The following is a 13,926-nucleotide window of genomic DNA, read 5'->3' on the forward strand; positions in this document are numbered from 1 at the left end:
GAGCAAATCACGCACCGTCAACGACACCCCGACCGAACAGGAGGCCACCCCCGCGGCACTGACCACCTGAACCATCACCTCGAAGAATCACACGACGACGTCGTACACCACGTCCCTGGACTTGACCCACCAACACTTGAAGGTTGCAAAACGGCCAGGCTCCCCGGTCGCGTGGCTGACGTACTCGCTGGCCACTCTCGGTGGCGCGCTGGGTGCTGGATTGGAGACCGATGAGGTCGTGCGCGAAGCTGCCTACACCTAAGGCGGCGACGCAGACATCGTCGCCGACGCGGCCCGAGCGCGGTAGCGTGCCACTGCCACTACGTGAGGAAGACAGCGACCCGGCGTTTCGGCGAAGGTTGCACGGCCTGTCTGACGCTGGGCGATTCAGATCGCGGGATTCTCGTAACCGGCAGGCTTGTCGTCACCGGGACCGGCTAACGACTGGCGGCGACGTTGGCGGCGCGCCCACACCACCGCGACGGACACGATGACCACACCCAGCAGTATCGCGGTCTCAGGGCGCCCTGAGGTGCTGCGCACGCCGCGGCGGCGGGCCGCCGGCCGGCGCAGCCTGCGGCGAGCGCGGGTGGTGACGAGTGGCATCGGCCTGGACACTAACATCCTGCTTCCTTAGCGGCTTGCGCTCAGCGGGCGTCTTGCGGTGAACCGTAACCCGGCTATCCAATTCCAGCGCGTCCGCGGTACAGATGCGGTGCGGCGAGTCCGAACCTGAGCAGCAGGCCGACGGTGCCCCAGCAGCGCCTCCGGGCGGCCGCGCACGCGGACAGGCGGCAGCGAGTTTTCGCTGCACCGGCTATGGCTGGCACTTGTTCGTCATCGCCGCTGGATCGGGCATCAGCCTGTGTGGGCGTCTCGATGAGCGCGTCGGTGATTCGGTGTGCGACGGCGTCGCCGGCCGCTGCCCCCACCTGACGGCCCGCTCGCCGTGAGCGACCCAGACGCCGTGCGGGTGGCGTCTGGGTCGCTGTTGACGAATCGTCGGCCCTAGGCTGCACCGGAACCAGCGCCGCACAGGTGGATTCGGAGCAGCGGTCAGTACCCCTGCCGCGGGGGCGGATTGGTGCCGTAGGGCGGTTGCTGCTGCGCTGGGGGTGGGTAGCCGGGCTGCTGGTAGCCGTGGGGCGGCTCACCGCCCGCATGGGCGTGTCGCTGCCCGGAGGGGCCGTCGTAGGAGCCCGGCGCTGCTGCCCCGACCTGACCGGGTTGCTGCGGAGGCATCGTGCCGTGCGGGGAGGACACCTTGTCGCGGACGTTACGACTTTCCTGCTCGGCTTTGTTGAGGTAGTCCTCCCAGCGGTGCTGCATCGGTTTGATCAGGCCGCCGCCGACCCCGACGACCAGGATGCCGCCGATCGTGCCCAGGACCGCGACCAGCACCGGCAAGGTGACTGTCAGCGCGATGCCGATCTGGTTGAGCGCGGCGATGATTCCCAGGCCGAGGATGAACACGCTGGCGATGTTGGCCAGCATTCTGCCGTAGGACAGTCCACTGAGGCTGTTGGACAACAGATCTCGCACCGCGGCGGCGATCGCCGAGGCCACCACCACGATGATCAGAGCAACGAACAGTTTGGGCAGGAACGCGATCACTCCGCTGAGCAGTTCGCTGATGGGGTTGGGGCCGAACACCCCGAACGCCAGTTGCAGCACGAACAGCACCAGCGCGTAGTAGACGATCTTCCCGGCGATGGTTGACGCGTCGTATCGGCTGTTGGCCAGGGCGCGTTTGACTCCGCCGCGTTCCACCGCGCGGTCGAACCCGACCCGTTCCAAGATTTTGTCGACCGCCTTGGAGATCAGTTTGGCCACGATCAGCCCGATGATCAGGATCAGCAGGAAGGCCACCAGTTTGGGGGCGAAGGTGGCCACCGAGCGCCACATGTCGTTCAGAGCGTCCCTCATATACACGTCCATTCCCTAGAGAGCCACGTTGCGCGGCAGCCAATAGCGAAAGTCGTCGTAGTCTCGGCGTTTTACGAAAACCGGGGCACGTGACGTTCGGCGGAGTCAATTCCCTAATTTCTACGCAGGGAAACTCGCTCTTTTGGCTCGAGGGTGGCGCGCTATTCGGCGAGCGGGTTGCCCCGGACGATGTCGATGACGGCGACGTCGATCTGGTGCCCGAGGGCGGCCACTCCGAGAAGGTCGTCGAGGATGCCGGCGGCGAGGTCGCGGACGTGGTCGGCGACCTCGGTGAGCCGGTTGCCGTAGCGGCCGGTGATCGCGACACTGATGCGCTGCAGGTCGGTGCCGTCGAGGTGGACGTCGACGGCGGCAGGGGCGCAGATCTGATCGACGCGCAGTGCTGCGGCCAGGGCGGCGCGGATGACCAGATCGCTGACCGCGATGCACCCTGGCAGCGGCGGCTGCTGGGGGTCGGGGTCCTGCGCGGTTACCGGCCAGCCGGAGCGGGGGGTGTTGCGGACTGCGGCGATCACGGTGTCGGCGATGCGATCCCAGCCGGGTTCACCCAGCTCCCGCAATGCTTGTCCGGCGCGCGAGAGCAGTACGCCGAGCGGGTCGTCCCCGTTCATTGCTGCCATCGCTGCATCCTTCGTCGAAGAGTTGATTGAGCCCGGTGGTGATGTCCGCGCGCCGCCCCGGGACTCAAGTTCAGGGTCACGCCGATCTGGGGGAACGTCAAGCCGTCGATCTCCCGCAACACCCACACCGCGCGTTGACGGACCGGTAGCTCGGCCAGCGCACGTTCCAGGGCCTCGAGAAACTCGGTGTTGGACAACACGATCGCCGGATCTCGGGCCGCCGATGGATCGATGGGGTCGATGAGGCGGTCATCGATCGGTTCGGCGTAGCGCACTCGGCGTGAGTCGATGATCTTGCGGTCACAAATGCGGAACAGCCACGTCTTGAGGGCCGCTTCACCGCGGTAGTTGTCGATTTGACGCCAGGCGGCGACGAACGTCTCCTGGACCACGTCATCGACCCCGTCGCGGTCGCTGATCATGCGCCGAACATAACCGTAGAGCAGCGGGCCGTAGCGGTGCACGATCGTTTCGAACGCCGCGCGTTCACCCAGGGCGGCGGCCGCCGCCAGGGTGCGGTCACCCAGGTGCGTTGCCGCCGAGAGCGTTTCACGGGGTGGGGTGTCCACCAAGCCGTGACCTCCTCCCGAAAGCCGGCTCGCGGCGCGAGGTGAACCAGCCACACCCGCACAAGGGCTGAGACAAAACCTTTCACGCGCACCCGAAAAATCGGGTACATGTGTTCTACATCACAATCGTGCGGTCGGACGTGCACTTCGGTGATGCGGCCCCGTCTACGCCCATGTACCCCAGACGAGAATTGTGAAAGGAACCGTGCCCATGACGAGCACCCAGCCCCCCGCCACCGCGCCGAAGTCCCCGGCCGCGGCCGCCAGCGACACCGCCCTGACCACGTCGCACGGAAAGACCACGATCGCCGACACGGTGGTCTCCAAGATCGCCGGCCTGTCCGCGCGCGAAGTCCACGGCGTCTACGACCTGGGCGGCGGCGCGCAGCGCATCGTCGGCCAGCTCCGTGAGCGCATCCCCGGCGCCACCGTCAACCACGGCCAGGGCGTGTCGGTGGAGGTCGGCGAGAAGCAGGCGGCGATCGACATCGACATCGTCGCCGAGTACGGGGTCGCGATCACCGATCTGGCCAGCGGGATTCGCCGCAACGTCATCGCCGCGATCGAGAAGATGACCGGCCTGGAGGTCACCGAGGTCAACATCACCGTCAACGACGTGCACGTCGAGGACGACAGCGACGACGACACCAGCACCGACAGCAGCCGCCCGGCGCGGGTTCAGTAAGTGACCGAGGGGTATGCGGCGACGCCGGCACCGCAGGAGCCCGCCGACCTGCTCGCCGCCGCGGTGCTGGCGGTTCCCGGCGTCGCCGCGCTGCACCCCGGCATGTTCGGCGAGGTCGGCACCTACCTACCGGGACGGCGCGTCGCCGGCATCCGCATCACCGACAACGTCGTCGACGTCCACATCGTCGTGGTGTTCGGCGTCGCGGTGCGCGACACCGCCGCCGCGGTCCGCGCCACCGTCAGCGCCCTGCATCCCGGCGCCGAGGTCAACGTCACCGTCGAAGACGTCGCCCCCGCCCCATCATGACCGACACCCCGCCGGGCGGGCAGCACGTGGCCGCCGACCGCGACCGCCACAGCGCTCGGCGCGCGGCAGCCTGGGCGCACCATCCCGATCGCGGCGGCTCCGCAGCAGACCTCATCGCCGCGCTGGCCGAGATCGACCGCCAACCCGACGGCGGACCACCCCTGGAGGTGGTGCTGATCATCCGGCGGTCGCGGCGCGCACGACTGCACCGCTGGCTCCGTCAGTGGCGGCGCCGACACACCAGCCGCCGCTACTTCACCCTCTAACGCCCCGACTGCTCTGTCTGACAACGACTTCCACCATGTGAGAGGACCACCCCAATGACCACTGCCACCGTAGGTTTACTGGCCGGGCTGCTGCTCGGCGTCGCCGCCGCCGCCGGCGGATTCACCGGCTTCCTGATCGCTGTGATCCTGGGCGCTATCGGCTACGCGATCGGCGGGCAACGCGACGGCGAATTCGACCTCGCCACCCTCCTGCGGGGACGCGGCCGTGGCTGACACCGCGCCCGCAGTCGACCACGACCCCGGCGGTCGGGGTTCGCTGATCGTGCATGACCGCGTCGCCGAACAGATCGCCGCCAAAGCCGCCCTCGACACCGCCGGAGTTCGGCTTCAGGCCAGCGGCCTGGACAAACTCACCGGACGCACCAAACCCAAGACCCACGTCAGCATCGCCGCCGGACGCGTCCGCGCGAAAGTCGACATCGCCGTGCCCTGGAGCTACCAACTCAGCGCCGTCAGCGCCGCCGTGCGCGACAATGTCACCTTCGCGCTCTCGCACCTGGCCGGATTGCAGGTCGACGGCGTCGACGTGGCGGTCGCCGCCGTCACCACCAACGACGCCACCACCGGAAAGCGGGTCCAATGACCGCCCCCGAACACCTCGAACACGTTCCGTCGACACACTCGACCTCCGGGCCGCTGCACAACGGCACCCGCCAACCCGAGGCCACGCCACAATCCCCGGCATCGGCCCCGCCGCCGCTGGCACCGGCGGCCGCGCACTACGTCGGCGTGATCAGCGCCCTGCTGCTGATCGCCCTCGGCGCGGCCGGCATCCGCGACGGCATCGCCGCGGCCGGCTGGATCACCGGACCCTCCTGGACCCAAGCGGCCATCAACTGGTTCGACGGCCAATCCGCGGCCGGCTGGATGGTCCCCATCGGCGCCATCCTCGCCGCCGTCGGCCTCATTCTCGTCGGGACAGCGCTGTCCCCGCGCCGCCGCAAAGCCATCCCCGTGCAGGCCAAAACCAGCGTCTACCTCGACGTCGCCGACACCGCCAAACTCGCCGCCGCCGCCGCGCGCGTCGTTCCCGGCGTCACCAAGGCCACCGCCTCGGCGACCCGCCGCGCGGTCAAAGTGACAGCCCGCACCACCGGACCCGACGTCACCCAAGACGCCATCGCCGGCGCCGTCCGCACCGCCTTGGCGCCGCTGGCCTCAGCGCCACGCATCTCGGTGCGCACCCGAGTGGAAAGGCCCTAAACCATGACCGGTACCGCCACGTTCGTCGACCGCCTCGCCGCCCTGATCCTCGGCCTGTTCCTTCTTGTGCTGGGCGTGGCCATGATCATCTGGACGACTCACCTGATCGACGGCACCCCGGTCTACCTCACCGCCCCGGGGCTGATGACCGCCGCCCAAACCGCATGGTGGCCCTGGGCCGTCACCGCCGCCGGAGTCCTGCTGGTGCTGCTCGGGGTGCGGTGGCTGATCGCGCACCGGCCCGCCCGTCGGGCCGGGGACCTCACCTTGGCCGACAGCAACCTTTCCGAAGGTTGTCTGTCGGCCAACCTCGGCTCTCTGGCTGACGCCGCGGCCGCCGAACTGCGCGAGCGCCCCGCGATCAAATCCGCCAGCGGCAAAGCCGTCATCGACCGCGGCAAACCCAGCATCCACCTCGACGTCACCGCCGCCGGCACCGACACCCTCGCCCACGCCGCCCACGCGGCCGACGAGATCGCCGCCACCACCGTCGGCATGCTCGGCGACTCCATTGCCGTGCAAACCCGCCTACACGTCAACACCCGCAAACCCAACCCCCGCCGGCTCGCGTGACCTCCGCCCACTAGCCCGGCACGCCCGGAACGCACCGAGCGCCACAGGTTTTCCCGCTCATGTACGGGCGGGAGAAGTCAACACACCACACCATCGAGAAGGGATAAACCCATGACAGACAGCAACAGCGGACCGGCCGAAGGCATCAAGGGCGTCGTCGAAGGCGTCAAGGGCAAGGCCAAAGAGGCCATCGGCGCGGTCACCGGCAACGACAGCCTGACCGAGGAGGGTAAGGCCCAGCAGGACAAAGCCGACGCCCAGCGCGACGTCGCCCAAAAGGAAGCCGAAGCCGAAGCCGCCCGCGGCGAAGCCAAGACCCACGAAGCACGCCAGAAAGCCGCCGAGTAGTCAAGTCGTGAGCTGCCCCGCCGCCCCGGCGGGGCAGCCAGCACCCCCGTCTCTCGACGCCGCGGTTCGCAGCACACGCGGCCCCCACCATCAAAGGAGAAACCCGTGATCGGAACCATCATCGGCGCCATCGTCGTCGGACTCATCGTCGGTGTGCTGGCCCGACTCGTCATGCCCGGCAAGCAGAACATCGGGGTCATCGTCACCGTGCTACTCGGCGCGATCGGCTCATTCCTGGGCACGTGGGTGTCCTACAAACTCGGATACTCCAACCAGAACGGCGGCTTCAAGATCATCCCGTTCCTTGTCGGAATCATCTTCGCCGTCATCCTCATCGCCGGCTACCTCGGCATCACCGGCCGCCGCAGCACCCGAACCCGCTAACCCGCGCGCCGCACCCCCGCCGCCGATCCAGCCGACAGGCCGTCAAGCCACGCCGGTGACAAGTCAAACACCCATCGGCGGCACTGCAAATGTCACCCGGCACTGAAAGGAACCGCCATGTTGGCACTCCTGAGTTCACCAGTGCGGCGCTGGCTGCTGGCCACGCTGCTACTGCCACTACTCGCCTTTGCCCTGGCCAAGGTTGGTCTCTACCTGCAACGCCGCAACGGCGGCGCCCCCACCCGACTGTCGCGGGCACTGCTCTCGGTGTCAGCCTTCACCCGGCGCCGCAGCAACCGCGGCAACGACCGGAACGACCTCATCGACAACCCGCGACCTGACACCCCACCCATCGCACCGCCGCCCGCGACGACCACCCTCGACGCGCCGCAGAAGTGACCACCTCCCGTTAGGACACACCATGGCCACCAAACGAGCCACCAAAAAGACCACCGGCAGCCGCAAGACTGCACCCACCACGTCGACCACGAAGAGGTCCGCTTCCCCGTCACGATCACGCACGGCGAAGGCTTCCACAAAGACCGGAAGCCGCGGCACCGCCAAGACCGCGACACCGCCGGCAGCCAGTGTTGCCGCCGCCCAGAAGGTGTTGCGCACGGTCGAACGCCGCGAAGCCGCGCTGCGCAAATCCCTTGACCAACAAACGAAGACCATCAAGAAGGTGAAGAAATCCCTCACCGAGCACCGCGACGCGGTCAAAGACCTCGAAACCGACCTCAAAAAGGTGAAGAAGACACGCAAGTCGGTGACCTCTGCCCTCTGAACGCCCTCCCGCCACCTACGTGACGGGAGGCCCGCACCGTGCCGGCCAAGCCGACGTGGCCCAGTGTTCCGGCCTCGTCACCGTAACCATGACGTTCCGACGACCACGCACTCGACGGCGACACCGCGACCGTGCACGCTTCGTCTACAGAGTCGAACACAGCACCACCATCGTTGTCGCCCGTGGCGACATCGACGCGTCCAACGCCTACGATCTCCTCCAAGAAGCGCGCGGCCGCACCGTCATTCGTCACGCACCGCTGATCCTCGACCTCACCGCGGTCACGTTCCTCGGCGCAGACGGGCTGCGAACGCTCCTGGCCATCAGCCGACGACACGCCTCCACGGCAACCCCCTGGATCGTAGTACCTGGACCCGCGGCAAGCCGACTACTGCAGATCGGCGACACCGCGCGTCAGATCCCCACAGCTGAATCGGTCCCTGAAGCCCTCACCATCCTTTTTTCGGACGATCTCGTTAACGGTTAACGAGATAGTCCCAGATAGTCCCCGGTCATCGACATGGGTATTTGCGTGGCATTGAAGTAACGACGTTGGCTCCGGAGGTTTCGTGCGTGAGTTCGGTAATCACCGCTGAGAGCGTTCTAACCCTGCTTCGCAGGTGAGCATTTTCGGCAGCCAAATCCTGGTTGTGATTACGGGCCTGTGCAAGTTGACGTTGCAGAGCCTCGGCCGTGGCCGTGACGGGTCCGCACCCGACCGTCGCCTTGAACTCGTTGAGCAGATCGCTGTGATGTTCGTAGAGTCTCTGACGTGATATTCCCGATTCGTCGGCCAAGGCCACGACAGTGTGTGCGCCGCTGCTCCGCTCGGCTCTATTGTCTCGGAGGCGGTTGATAGCGGCCCGGACCAGTTGGCGTTCCTCATCGTTGCCTGCGGTGACATTTCCCAGGAGGGTCATTCGTCTTCCCCGTCCTGCTGTGGCGTTGTCGGCGGTCGGCTGGATTCGTGTTCGGCGAGGGCCTTTCGGTGCTCGATCAGGCGCGTCTGAATTCGTTGCCGCAACGGCTCGGGGAGTTCGAGAGTCACCAGGTCGCGTTGGAGTGCCCTGACATGCTGGCGAAGGCTGGCTGCGTCGCGGTCGGTATGGGCGGCGTTGACGCAGCCCAGACGGCATCGACTCCAGAGGGGTTCAGCGGAGCTGTCGGCGGGTTCGAGGCAGGCTGCGGTGGCGCGCCGGAACACGCACGTCACGACGGCGCCGTGGTGGATCTGCAAGTCCGGATTCTTTAATGCGTTAGCGACCTGACTCTTGGTGGTCACTGTTAAGCCCGCGAACGTGCGTGCCCGCTCGATGCGGGCCCGATACTCATCGGCCGCCGGGCCGGAGACGTGCTCGCCGCCTACGAGTCGTTGGGCATCGTCGTGGATGATCTCGGCACGGTGGAGGAACTGCTCGAAGGTGATGTCGTCGAGGAATCCCGAATCAGCGCCGCCGGCATAACCGTGGATCATTTGTGTGTGCAGGTGACCGTATTGCGTTGCGCCGGCGATCGTTCCGCCGGGGCGCCGCACGATGTGCCAGGCCAGTGTGCGGCGTAACCGCGGCACCTGGATCGTGCCGTTCGGGTCAGCGCCGATGAGCGGATGGCTGACTGCCGGAGCGATGTCACGGTTGAACCACCCGATGAAGCTGGTGATGTCGGTGTTGATGGAGCCGGGCGTCCTGGTCCGGGTAGCGCCGAAGAGGAACCGTTCCTGGGAGCACATGTTGAAAGCCGGGAATAGCAGATCGCTCACCGTGATCTGCTCGAGAACGCTGATGGCGTGGGCGGTTTCGTCGGTCACGACCCACGGGATCGTGGCCGGCGATCGGTTCCGACGCTGCTCATCGGCCTTCAACTGGTGACCGGACATGAGCGTCAACGCCAGTTTCGCGTCCCAACTGATACAGCCACGTCGTAGGTTCAGTGCCTCGCCGGTCCGAACACCCGAAAGGTAGGCGATCACGATGAAACAGGCAGTCGTGACGTGGCGAAGCAGATCGACGAGTGCACTCGCGCCGACTGGGTCTTCACGCCAGCGATGGGTGCCGATGGCGCTGAATGTGTCGACGCGCAACATGTCGACGTCGATCGGTAATCCATGCTTGGCCAGCAGGACTGACGTCTCTTTCATGCGTTTCAGTTCGGTGTGGTTAAGCCATCCGCCCACGGCTAGACCCTTCAGATCGACACTGGTCGTGCCGCCTGTCCGGATACCCGGAAGTGAGGCGTCATTGCGGCCCAGGGCAGCTAGCAGGCAGTCCAGTTGAGCCTTGGTGGTGTCGAACAGCGACACGGTACGGGTGGGAGCCCGACGAATGTCGGGTGCGATCTGGTGGGCCAGGCGCCGCATTGCGAGGAGTTTGCGCGCTGCGGGAAGGAGATCAGCCGCGACCGTGCGGGTCACCATCAACGCCGCCGAGAGCAGCGGCTCCATGACCTCGGGATGAATGCGCGGGGTTGTGTTCGGCTTGCCCCAGGATGACTCGTAGTTGGCGAGACCTCGTGCGCTCGCGCCGCCCCACAACGGCTCTGCGGGGAGCCGGCAATGCGGGGGCAGCGCTTCCCGGTACGCGTGCAGACGCTTGATCGCCTGTAGTGCTGAGCGTTTGGATCCTGCGCTGACACCGCTGGTCTCGGTGACGTGGCGCAGGTAGTCGTCGAGATGTTCGGCGCTGACCCGGCCAAACGATGTGACACCCCGCTCCACCAGCCACGTCGTGAACCTCCGCAGCGGCACCAGCTCGCCCAAAATTGTCTTGATGTGCGGATAGAGCGATCGGGAACTGTCGAGGCGGGGTGCGTCGTCGACGATGTTGAGCAGGGCGAAAAGGTAGAGCTTGCAGGCGTGGCGAAATGGCGTTGGGAATCCCTCCCAGTGCACGGCTTGCCCTGCACTGTGGCGGTCCTCGATCGCCGCGGACAGATCCCACACCGGGTCGCCGAATCGGCATCGGATGCCGTCGATGTGAAGCGTGCGGTTGAGCAAGACCGCTGTGCCGGGGCCGATGTCGACACCTGCCACGACGTCGAATACCTCAGCCGCGTGGGTCATGATGCTTCCAGGTTTCCCGTCAGCAGTAGGTTGACTGTCTGGTGATCGCTGTCGGTGATCTCGGCTCGCGCGGCGGTCAGCTGGGCCTGCTCGTACTCGGCGAAGATGTCGTCGAGTTGCGCGAGAGGACCCGCGTGATACGCAATCCACTGCCCGATGGGCATCTCGTGGCGCAGTCCGCGAAGCCGGTCGGCAACGACCAGTTGAACCGGTAGGTGGCGTGGGAAGGCGCGGGCGTTGCTGCAGTCAAGGCACGCCATGAACGATTGGCGGCACCGTTGACCGTCGATCGGCGAGTGCTCGAAATCGGCGCAGTTGCCCAGCACGGCGTCCTGGCCGAATCCGGTGTCGTGGGTGTCCGGTTGCACCGTCATCGAGCGTCGGGCCAATGCTCGGGCCACCTGCTCATCGAGGGCCTCAGCGACGATCTGGAATCCCTCGTGGCGCACAGGGTCCATGCGACTCAGGTAGCGGGCCAACGTGGCCGGGGTGTGGGAAGTGGGTTTTCGGACCTGCTCCAAGTGAGTCTTGCGCAGCCGATCCATACTGATCCCGAGGAGCAACCCGTCACGCCCGGCATCACCGGTCAGCCACGGCGCCATCCAGCGCCGCCGAGCAGTCACTCCGGAGGCGGTACTGCTGATTCCGTAGCCGAAGAGTTTCTGTTCGACGTTGTCGGGCTGTGCGCTGTAATAGATGAAGGCGCGTTGGGATCCGGTCAGCGCGCGGGCCGGTTCGGTCAGTTCCAGCAGCAACATGAAGACCCCGTACGCGGTCGTCAGTGACGTGTTGAGCACGGCGGCGCGCCGGTTCTCTCCACCAAGGGGCCGCAACTCGGGGCGCATCGCGGTCACCGGGACCGTCATGACCGACCGTTTCCCACGGCGGGGCTTGTCGGTGTTGACGAATAGGATGCCGGGTTCCTCGGGGCTGCTGGCGTGTCGGTGCGGGGCGGGCAGTGAGTCCAGCGTCGACAGGTTCAGGCCGGTCAGTGCGGCGAGGAGAACACCAAATGCCCACGATTCCCCCGGGCTCACATGCAGCAGCGATAGAAGTCGACATCCACCGGCCGCGGTCACCGCCTGCCGGGTCACGTTAGCCCGTGCACCCGAGGCGGTGCGGGGGAAGTCGCCCTCCCGGGCGCAGTGATCGAGTACTTCGGCCAGAGTGCGATTGGGGTCTGCACGGGGGAGGTGATCGAACCATCCCGCACGATAATCAGCGACCATCGCCCAATGAGTCCGCAATCGGGTACGCGATCGCCGAACGATTCCCCGTGCCACGACGGTGATGCGGCGCATCTCGTCGGCGGAGTAGGGTTGTCGTGCCGCCGCGTTCTTCTGGTGACGCACGCGTGCGAACGCCTGACGTGCCTCATCGGATACGACTGGACTGCAGCGCAGCAGCGTCTTGAGGCTCAGCGCCGGGCCAGGGCCGCTGGGTACCCGACACGATAAGGCGAGCAGCCGGGCATCCGAGGCAGACAAACCTGCCAGTCCCCGCAGTCTTGGTCGGTTTTCGGCAAGCCAGCAGCAGGCATGGCGGGCAGACTGCCACAGCGCACCGGCGCCCCTCAACCGCTTGGATACGCCCAGCACACCCGTGGCATCCTCGAATGCGATCGCGAAATCGTGGCGGACTCCGTTGTTGCCCGGCAGAGACCCGAAGTCGAAGTCCTTCGACTGAGTGCCATCCTCGCTTACGAACGTCACGATCAGCCCGCGTCGCCGCAGTACGGGCCGCCACGCGGGATCCGGCTGCGTCGCAGGGTGACCCGTCATGTGGGGACCGTCAGCACACGCGGCTCACCGACGCCGACTGTTGCGACGAGACGCTCGAGGGATTGTCGATCGTCGGCATCCATCAGCGCGATGAGCTCCTCCACCTGCAGCACCTGAAACGGCTCCAGATAGACACCGCGTGTCACCTCGGCACTGCGATGTCCAAGAAGTGTCGCCAGGAGGAACCACACATCACCGAGCTGGTTGCGGAAGTCGCGCTGCTCCTGCTTGGTCAACATGTCGGTGCGGCGCCACGCGACGAACGTGGCAATGCAATACCACCGCAGCGCAAAGGAATGCCTCAGCATGTGGGGTCGGCACCACAGCGGCGTACCTTCCGATGCAGCAAGCGCTTTCGCGACCCTGGTGTTCGCGCGGTCGAATGTCTTGTACCAGGAGTGTTTGGGGCGAGGTGTTCCGTCGTGATTGAGCCACAGCCACATCGGTTCCAGACCGTGGGGTCCCCGGCGGAACAACTTCATGCGTGTCGACGGCCCGAGTGCGTCCAGCCGGACCGCACGATGCGATCCCTTCTCGTCGACGACTTCCAGTTGCCCATCCCGACGAACCTGTTCAACCACCCAACGATTGGCAACCTGTTCATAGCGACCAGCACTTTGCGCACGGGCGATGGCACCGGTGCGACTACCTTCCTGCAGATAGAAGTGAACTTGTTGGGCGACGCGGCGCCGCATCCAGAACGCTCGCCCGCTACCACCCTTCGCGCAATGAGACGCAACGCGCGAACGCAGGAGCCCCTCAGCACCCGGCGTGGGCACCTCGACCGTTACCATGCTGGCCCACTCGCCGATTCGTAAACCCGTCCCGAACAACCCCTCCACGAACGCGACGTCCCGGTCCTCAGTCGCCCCCCGCCAATCGTGGCGCGGCACGCCCTCCATCGTGAAACCGCGCAACCCCAGGTTTCGCCACAACCGAAATGCTTGCGGGGTAAGCCATTTCACGTCGGCTCTACGCATTCCCGACGGCGTGCTCTCCAACACGGCTTGGTTCCCGCCCATCCACGACGTGGCAATCGCACGGGCCCGGACGGGGTTGTCAATTCCGTGCTGCTCGGCCGCCCACGAGTAGAAACCGCGGATCGCCGCGCGATCGACACAGAAACTATTTGAACTCACGTGCTGAGGATTCTCCTCAGCCGACAAACGCCATTCCTTGAACGCAGCCAGTTCCGATCGCGACGCCTGATCCCATCGAACGCCCATCGCGTGCAGAAAATCCAGCCACACCTTGAAGCGCCCCAGGTTTGATGCCGCATCTTTCTGAGTTGGAAGGATGCAAACCATGCCGAAGAAGATCGACCCGAACGTCAGGGAGCGCTGTGTGCGGCAGGTGCTGGATACCTTGCCGCTGTACC

19 protein-coding genes are annotated in these 13,926 nt (G+C 66.1%); 12 read left to right on the forward strand and 7 right to left on the reverse strand.

What is annotated here, in order from left to right; translation table 11 throughout:
* Positions 1-387: 387 nt before the first annotated feature.
* The 4 genes from ACTWP6_RS28485 to ACTWP6_RS28500 form a co-directional block, all read right to left on the reverse strand.
* The gene (locus ACTWP6_RS28485) at positions 388-606 is read right to left on the reverse strand and encodes a hypothetical protein (protein ID WP_443189444.1); all 219 of its coding nucleotides are present in this window, start codon (positions 604-606) and stop codon (positions 388-390) included.
* Positions 607-1,056: 450 nt separating this feature from the next.
* Entirely contained in the window at positions 1,057-1,926 is an 870-nt protein-coding gene (locus ACTWP6_RS28490; RefSeq protein WP_260755008.1) for a mechanosensitive ion channel family protein, read from the reverse strand.
* A gap of 161 nt (positions 1,927-2,087) precedes the next feature.
* Complete coding sequence (locus tag ACTWP6_RS28495; protein WP_443189445.1) at positions 2,088-2,567, reverse strand: hypothetical protein; 480 nt, start codon at positions 2,565-2,567, stop codon at positions 2,088-2,090.
* Positions 2,555-3,136, reverse strand: coding sequence for an RNA polymerase sigma factor (locus ACTWP6_RS28500; protein WP_260755006.1), 582 nt, complete (start codon positions 3,134-3,136; stop codon positions 2,555-2,557). The genes ACTWP6_RS28495 and ACTWP6_RS28500 overlap by 13 nt, the downstream gene beginning before the upstream one ends.
* A gap of 211 nt (positions 3,137-3,347) precedes the next feature.
* Here ACTWP6_RS28500 and ACTWP6_RS28505 point away from each other — a divergent pair, with 211 nt between their 5' ends.
* The 12 genes from ACTWP6_RS28505 to ACTWP6_RS28560 all read left to right on the forward strand — a co-directional run bounded on the left by ACTWP6_RS28505 (position 3,348) and on the right by ACTWP6_RS28560 (position 8,196).
* Positions 3,348-3,821, forward strand: coding sequence for an Asp23/Gls24 family envelope stress response protein (locus tag ACTWP6_RS28505; RefSeq protein ID WP_443189446.1), 474 nt, complete (start codon positions 3,348-3,350; stop codon positions 3,819-3,821).
* A complete protein-coding gene (locus tag ACTWP6_RS28510; RefSeq protein ID WP_443189447.1) occupies positions 3,822-4,130 on the forward strand; it encodes a hypothetical protein in 309 nt (102 codons plus the stop codon).
* Positions 4,127-4,396 carry a hypothetical protein gene (locus tag ACTWP6_RS28515; protein WP_443189448.1) on the forward strand — a complete coding sequence of 90 codons (270 nt, stop codon included), beginning with the start codon at positions 4,127-4,129 and terminating at the stop codon, positions 4,394-4,396. Before ACTWP6_RS28510 ends, ACTWP6_RS28515 begins: the two co-directional genes overlap by 4 nt.
* Before the next feature lie 54 nt (positions 4,397-4,450).
* Complete coding sequence (locus ACTWP6_RS28520; protein WP_260755002.1) at positions 4,451-4,630, forward strand: hypothetical protein; 180 nt, start codon at positions 4,451-4,453, stop codon at positions 4,628-4,630.
* Complete coding sequence (locus ACTWP6_RS28525; protein ID WP_443189449.1) at positions 4,623-5,000, forward strand: Asp23/Gls24 family envelope stress response protein; 378 nt, start codon at positions 4,623-4,625, stop codon at positions 4,998-5,000. The genes ACTWP6_RS28520 and ACTWP6_RS28525 overlap by 8 nt, the downstream gene beginning before the upstream one ends.
* Complete coding sequence (locus ACTWP6_RS28530; RefSeq protein ID WP_443189450.1) at positions 4,997-5,620, forward strand: DUF6286 domain-containing protein; 624 nt, start codon at positions 4,997-4,999, stop codon at positions 5,618-5,620. The genes ACTWP6_RS28525 and ACTWP6_RS28530 overlap by 4 nt, the downstream gene beginning before the upstream one ends.
* A gap of 3 nt (positions 5,621-5,623) precedes the next feature.
* On the forward strand, positions 5,624-6,193 hold the full coding sequence (locus ACTWP6_RS28535; protein ID WP_260754999.1) for an alkaline shock response membrane anchor protein AmaP: 570 nt from the start codon (positions 5,624-5,626) through the stop codon (positions 6,191-6,193).
* 111 nt (positions 6,194-6,304) lie between these two features.
* Entirely contained in the window at positions 6,305-6,541 is a 237-nt protein-coding gene (gene mbp1 / locus ACTWP6_RS28540) for a microaggregate-binding protein 1 (RefSeq protein WP_260754998.1), read from the forward strand.
* Between the two features lie 105 nt (positions 6,542-6,646).
* A complete protein-coding gene (locus ACTWP6_RS28545) occupies positions 6,647-6,925 on the forward strand; it encodes a GlsB/YeaQ/YmgE family stress response membrane protein (protein ID WP_260754997.1) in 279 nt (92 codons plus the stop codon).
* 117 nt (positions 6,926-7,042) lie between these two features.
* Positions 7,043-7,324, forward strand: coding sequence for a hypothetical protein (locus tag ACTWP6_RS28550; RefSeq protein ID WP_260754996.1), 282 nt, complete (start codon positions 7,043-7,045; stop codon positions 7,322-7,324).
* A 22-nt stretch (positions 7,325-7,346) separates the two neighbouring features.
* Entirely contained in the window at positions 7,347-7,709 is a 363-nt protein-coding gene (locus ACTWP6_RS28555; protein WP_260754995.1) for a septation ring formation regulator EzrA, read from the forward strand.
* A gap of 88 nt (positions 7,710-7,797) precedes the next feature.
* Positions 7,798-8,196, forward strand: coding sequence for an STAS domain-containing protein (locus ACTWP6_RS28560; RefSeq protein WP_260754994.1), 399 nt, complete (start codon positions 7,798-7,800; stop codon positions 8,194-8,196).
* 429 nt (positions 8,197-8,625) lie between these two features.
* On the opposite strand, the gene ACTWP6_RS28565 is transcribed toward ACTWP6_RS28560, so the two are convergent.
* The 3 genes from ACTWP6_RS28565 to ACTWP6_RS28575 all read right to left on the reverse strand — a co-directional run.
* Positions 8,626-10,737, reverse strand: coding sequence for an integrase (locus tag ACTWP6_RS28565; RefSeq protein WP_443189451.1), 2,112 nt, complete (start codon positions 10,735-10,737; stop codon positions 8,626-8,628).
* A 26-nt stretch (positions 10,738-10,763) separates the two neighbouring features.
* Complete coding sequence (locus tag ACTWP6_RS28570) at positions 10,764-12,548, reverse strand: hypothetical protein (RefSeq protein WP_443189452.1); 1,785 nt, start codon at positions 12,546-12,548, stop codon at positions 10,764-10,766.
* Positions 12,545-13,926, reverse strand: a 1,382-nt coding sequence (locus ACTWP6_RS28575) for a site-specific integrase (RefSeq protein ID WP_443189453.1), incomplete at its 5' end; no start/stop codon positions are given. The genes ACTWP6_RS28575 and ACTWP6_RS28570, both read right to left, overlap by 4 nt.

The organism is Mycobacterium sp. 4D054 (assembly GCF_052245755.1).
GTDB lineage: Bacteria > Actinomycetota > Actinomycetes > Mycobacteriales > Mycobacteriaceae > Mycobacterium.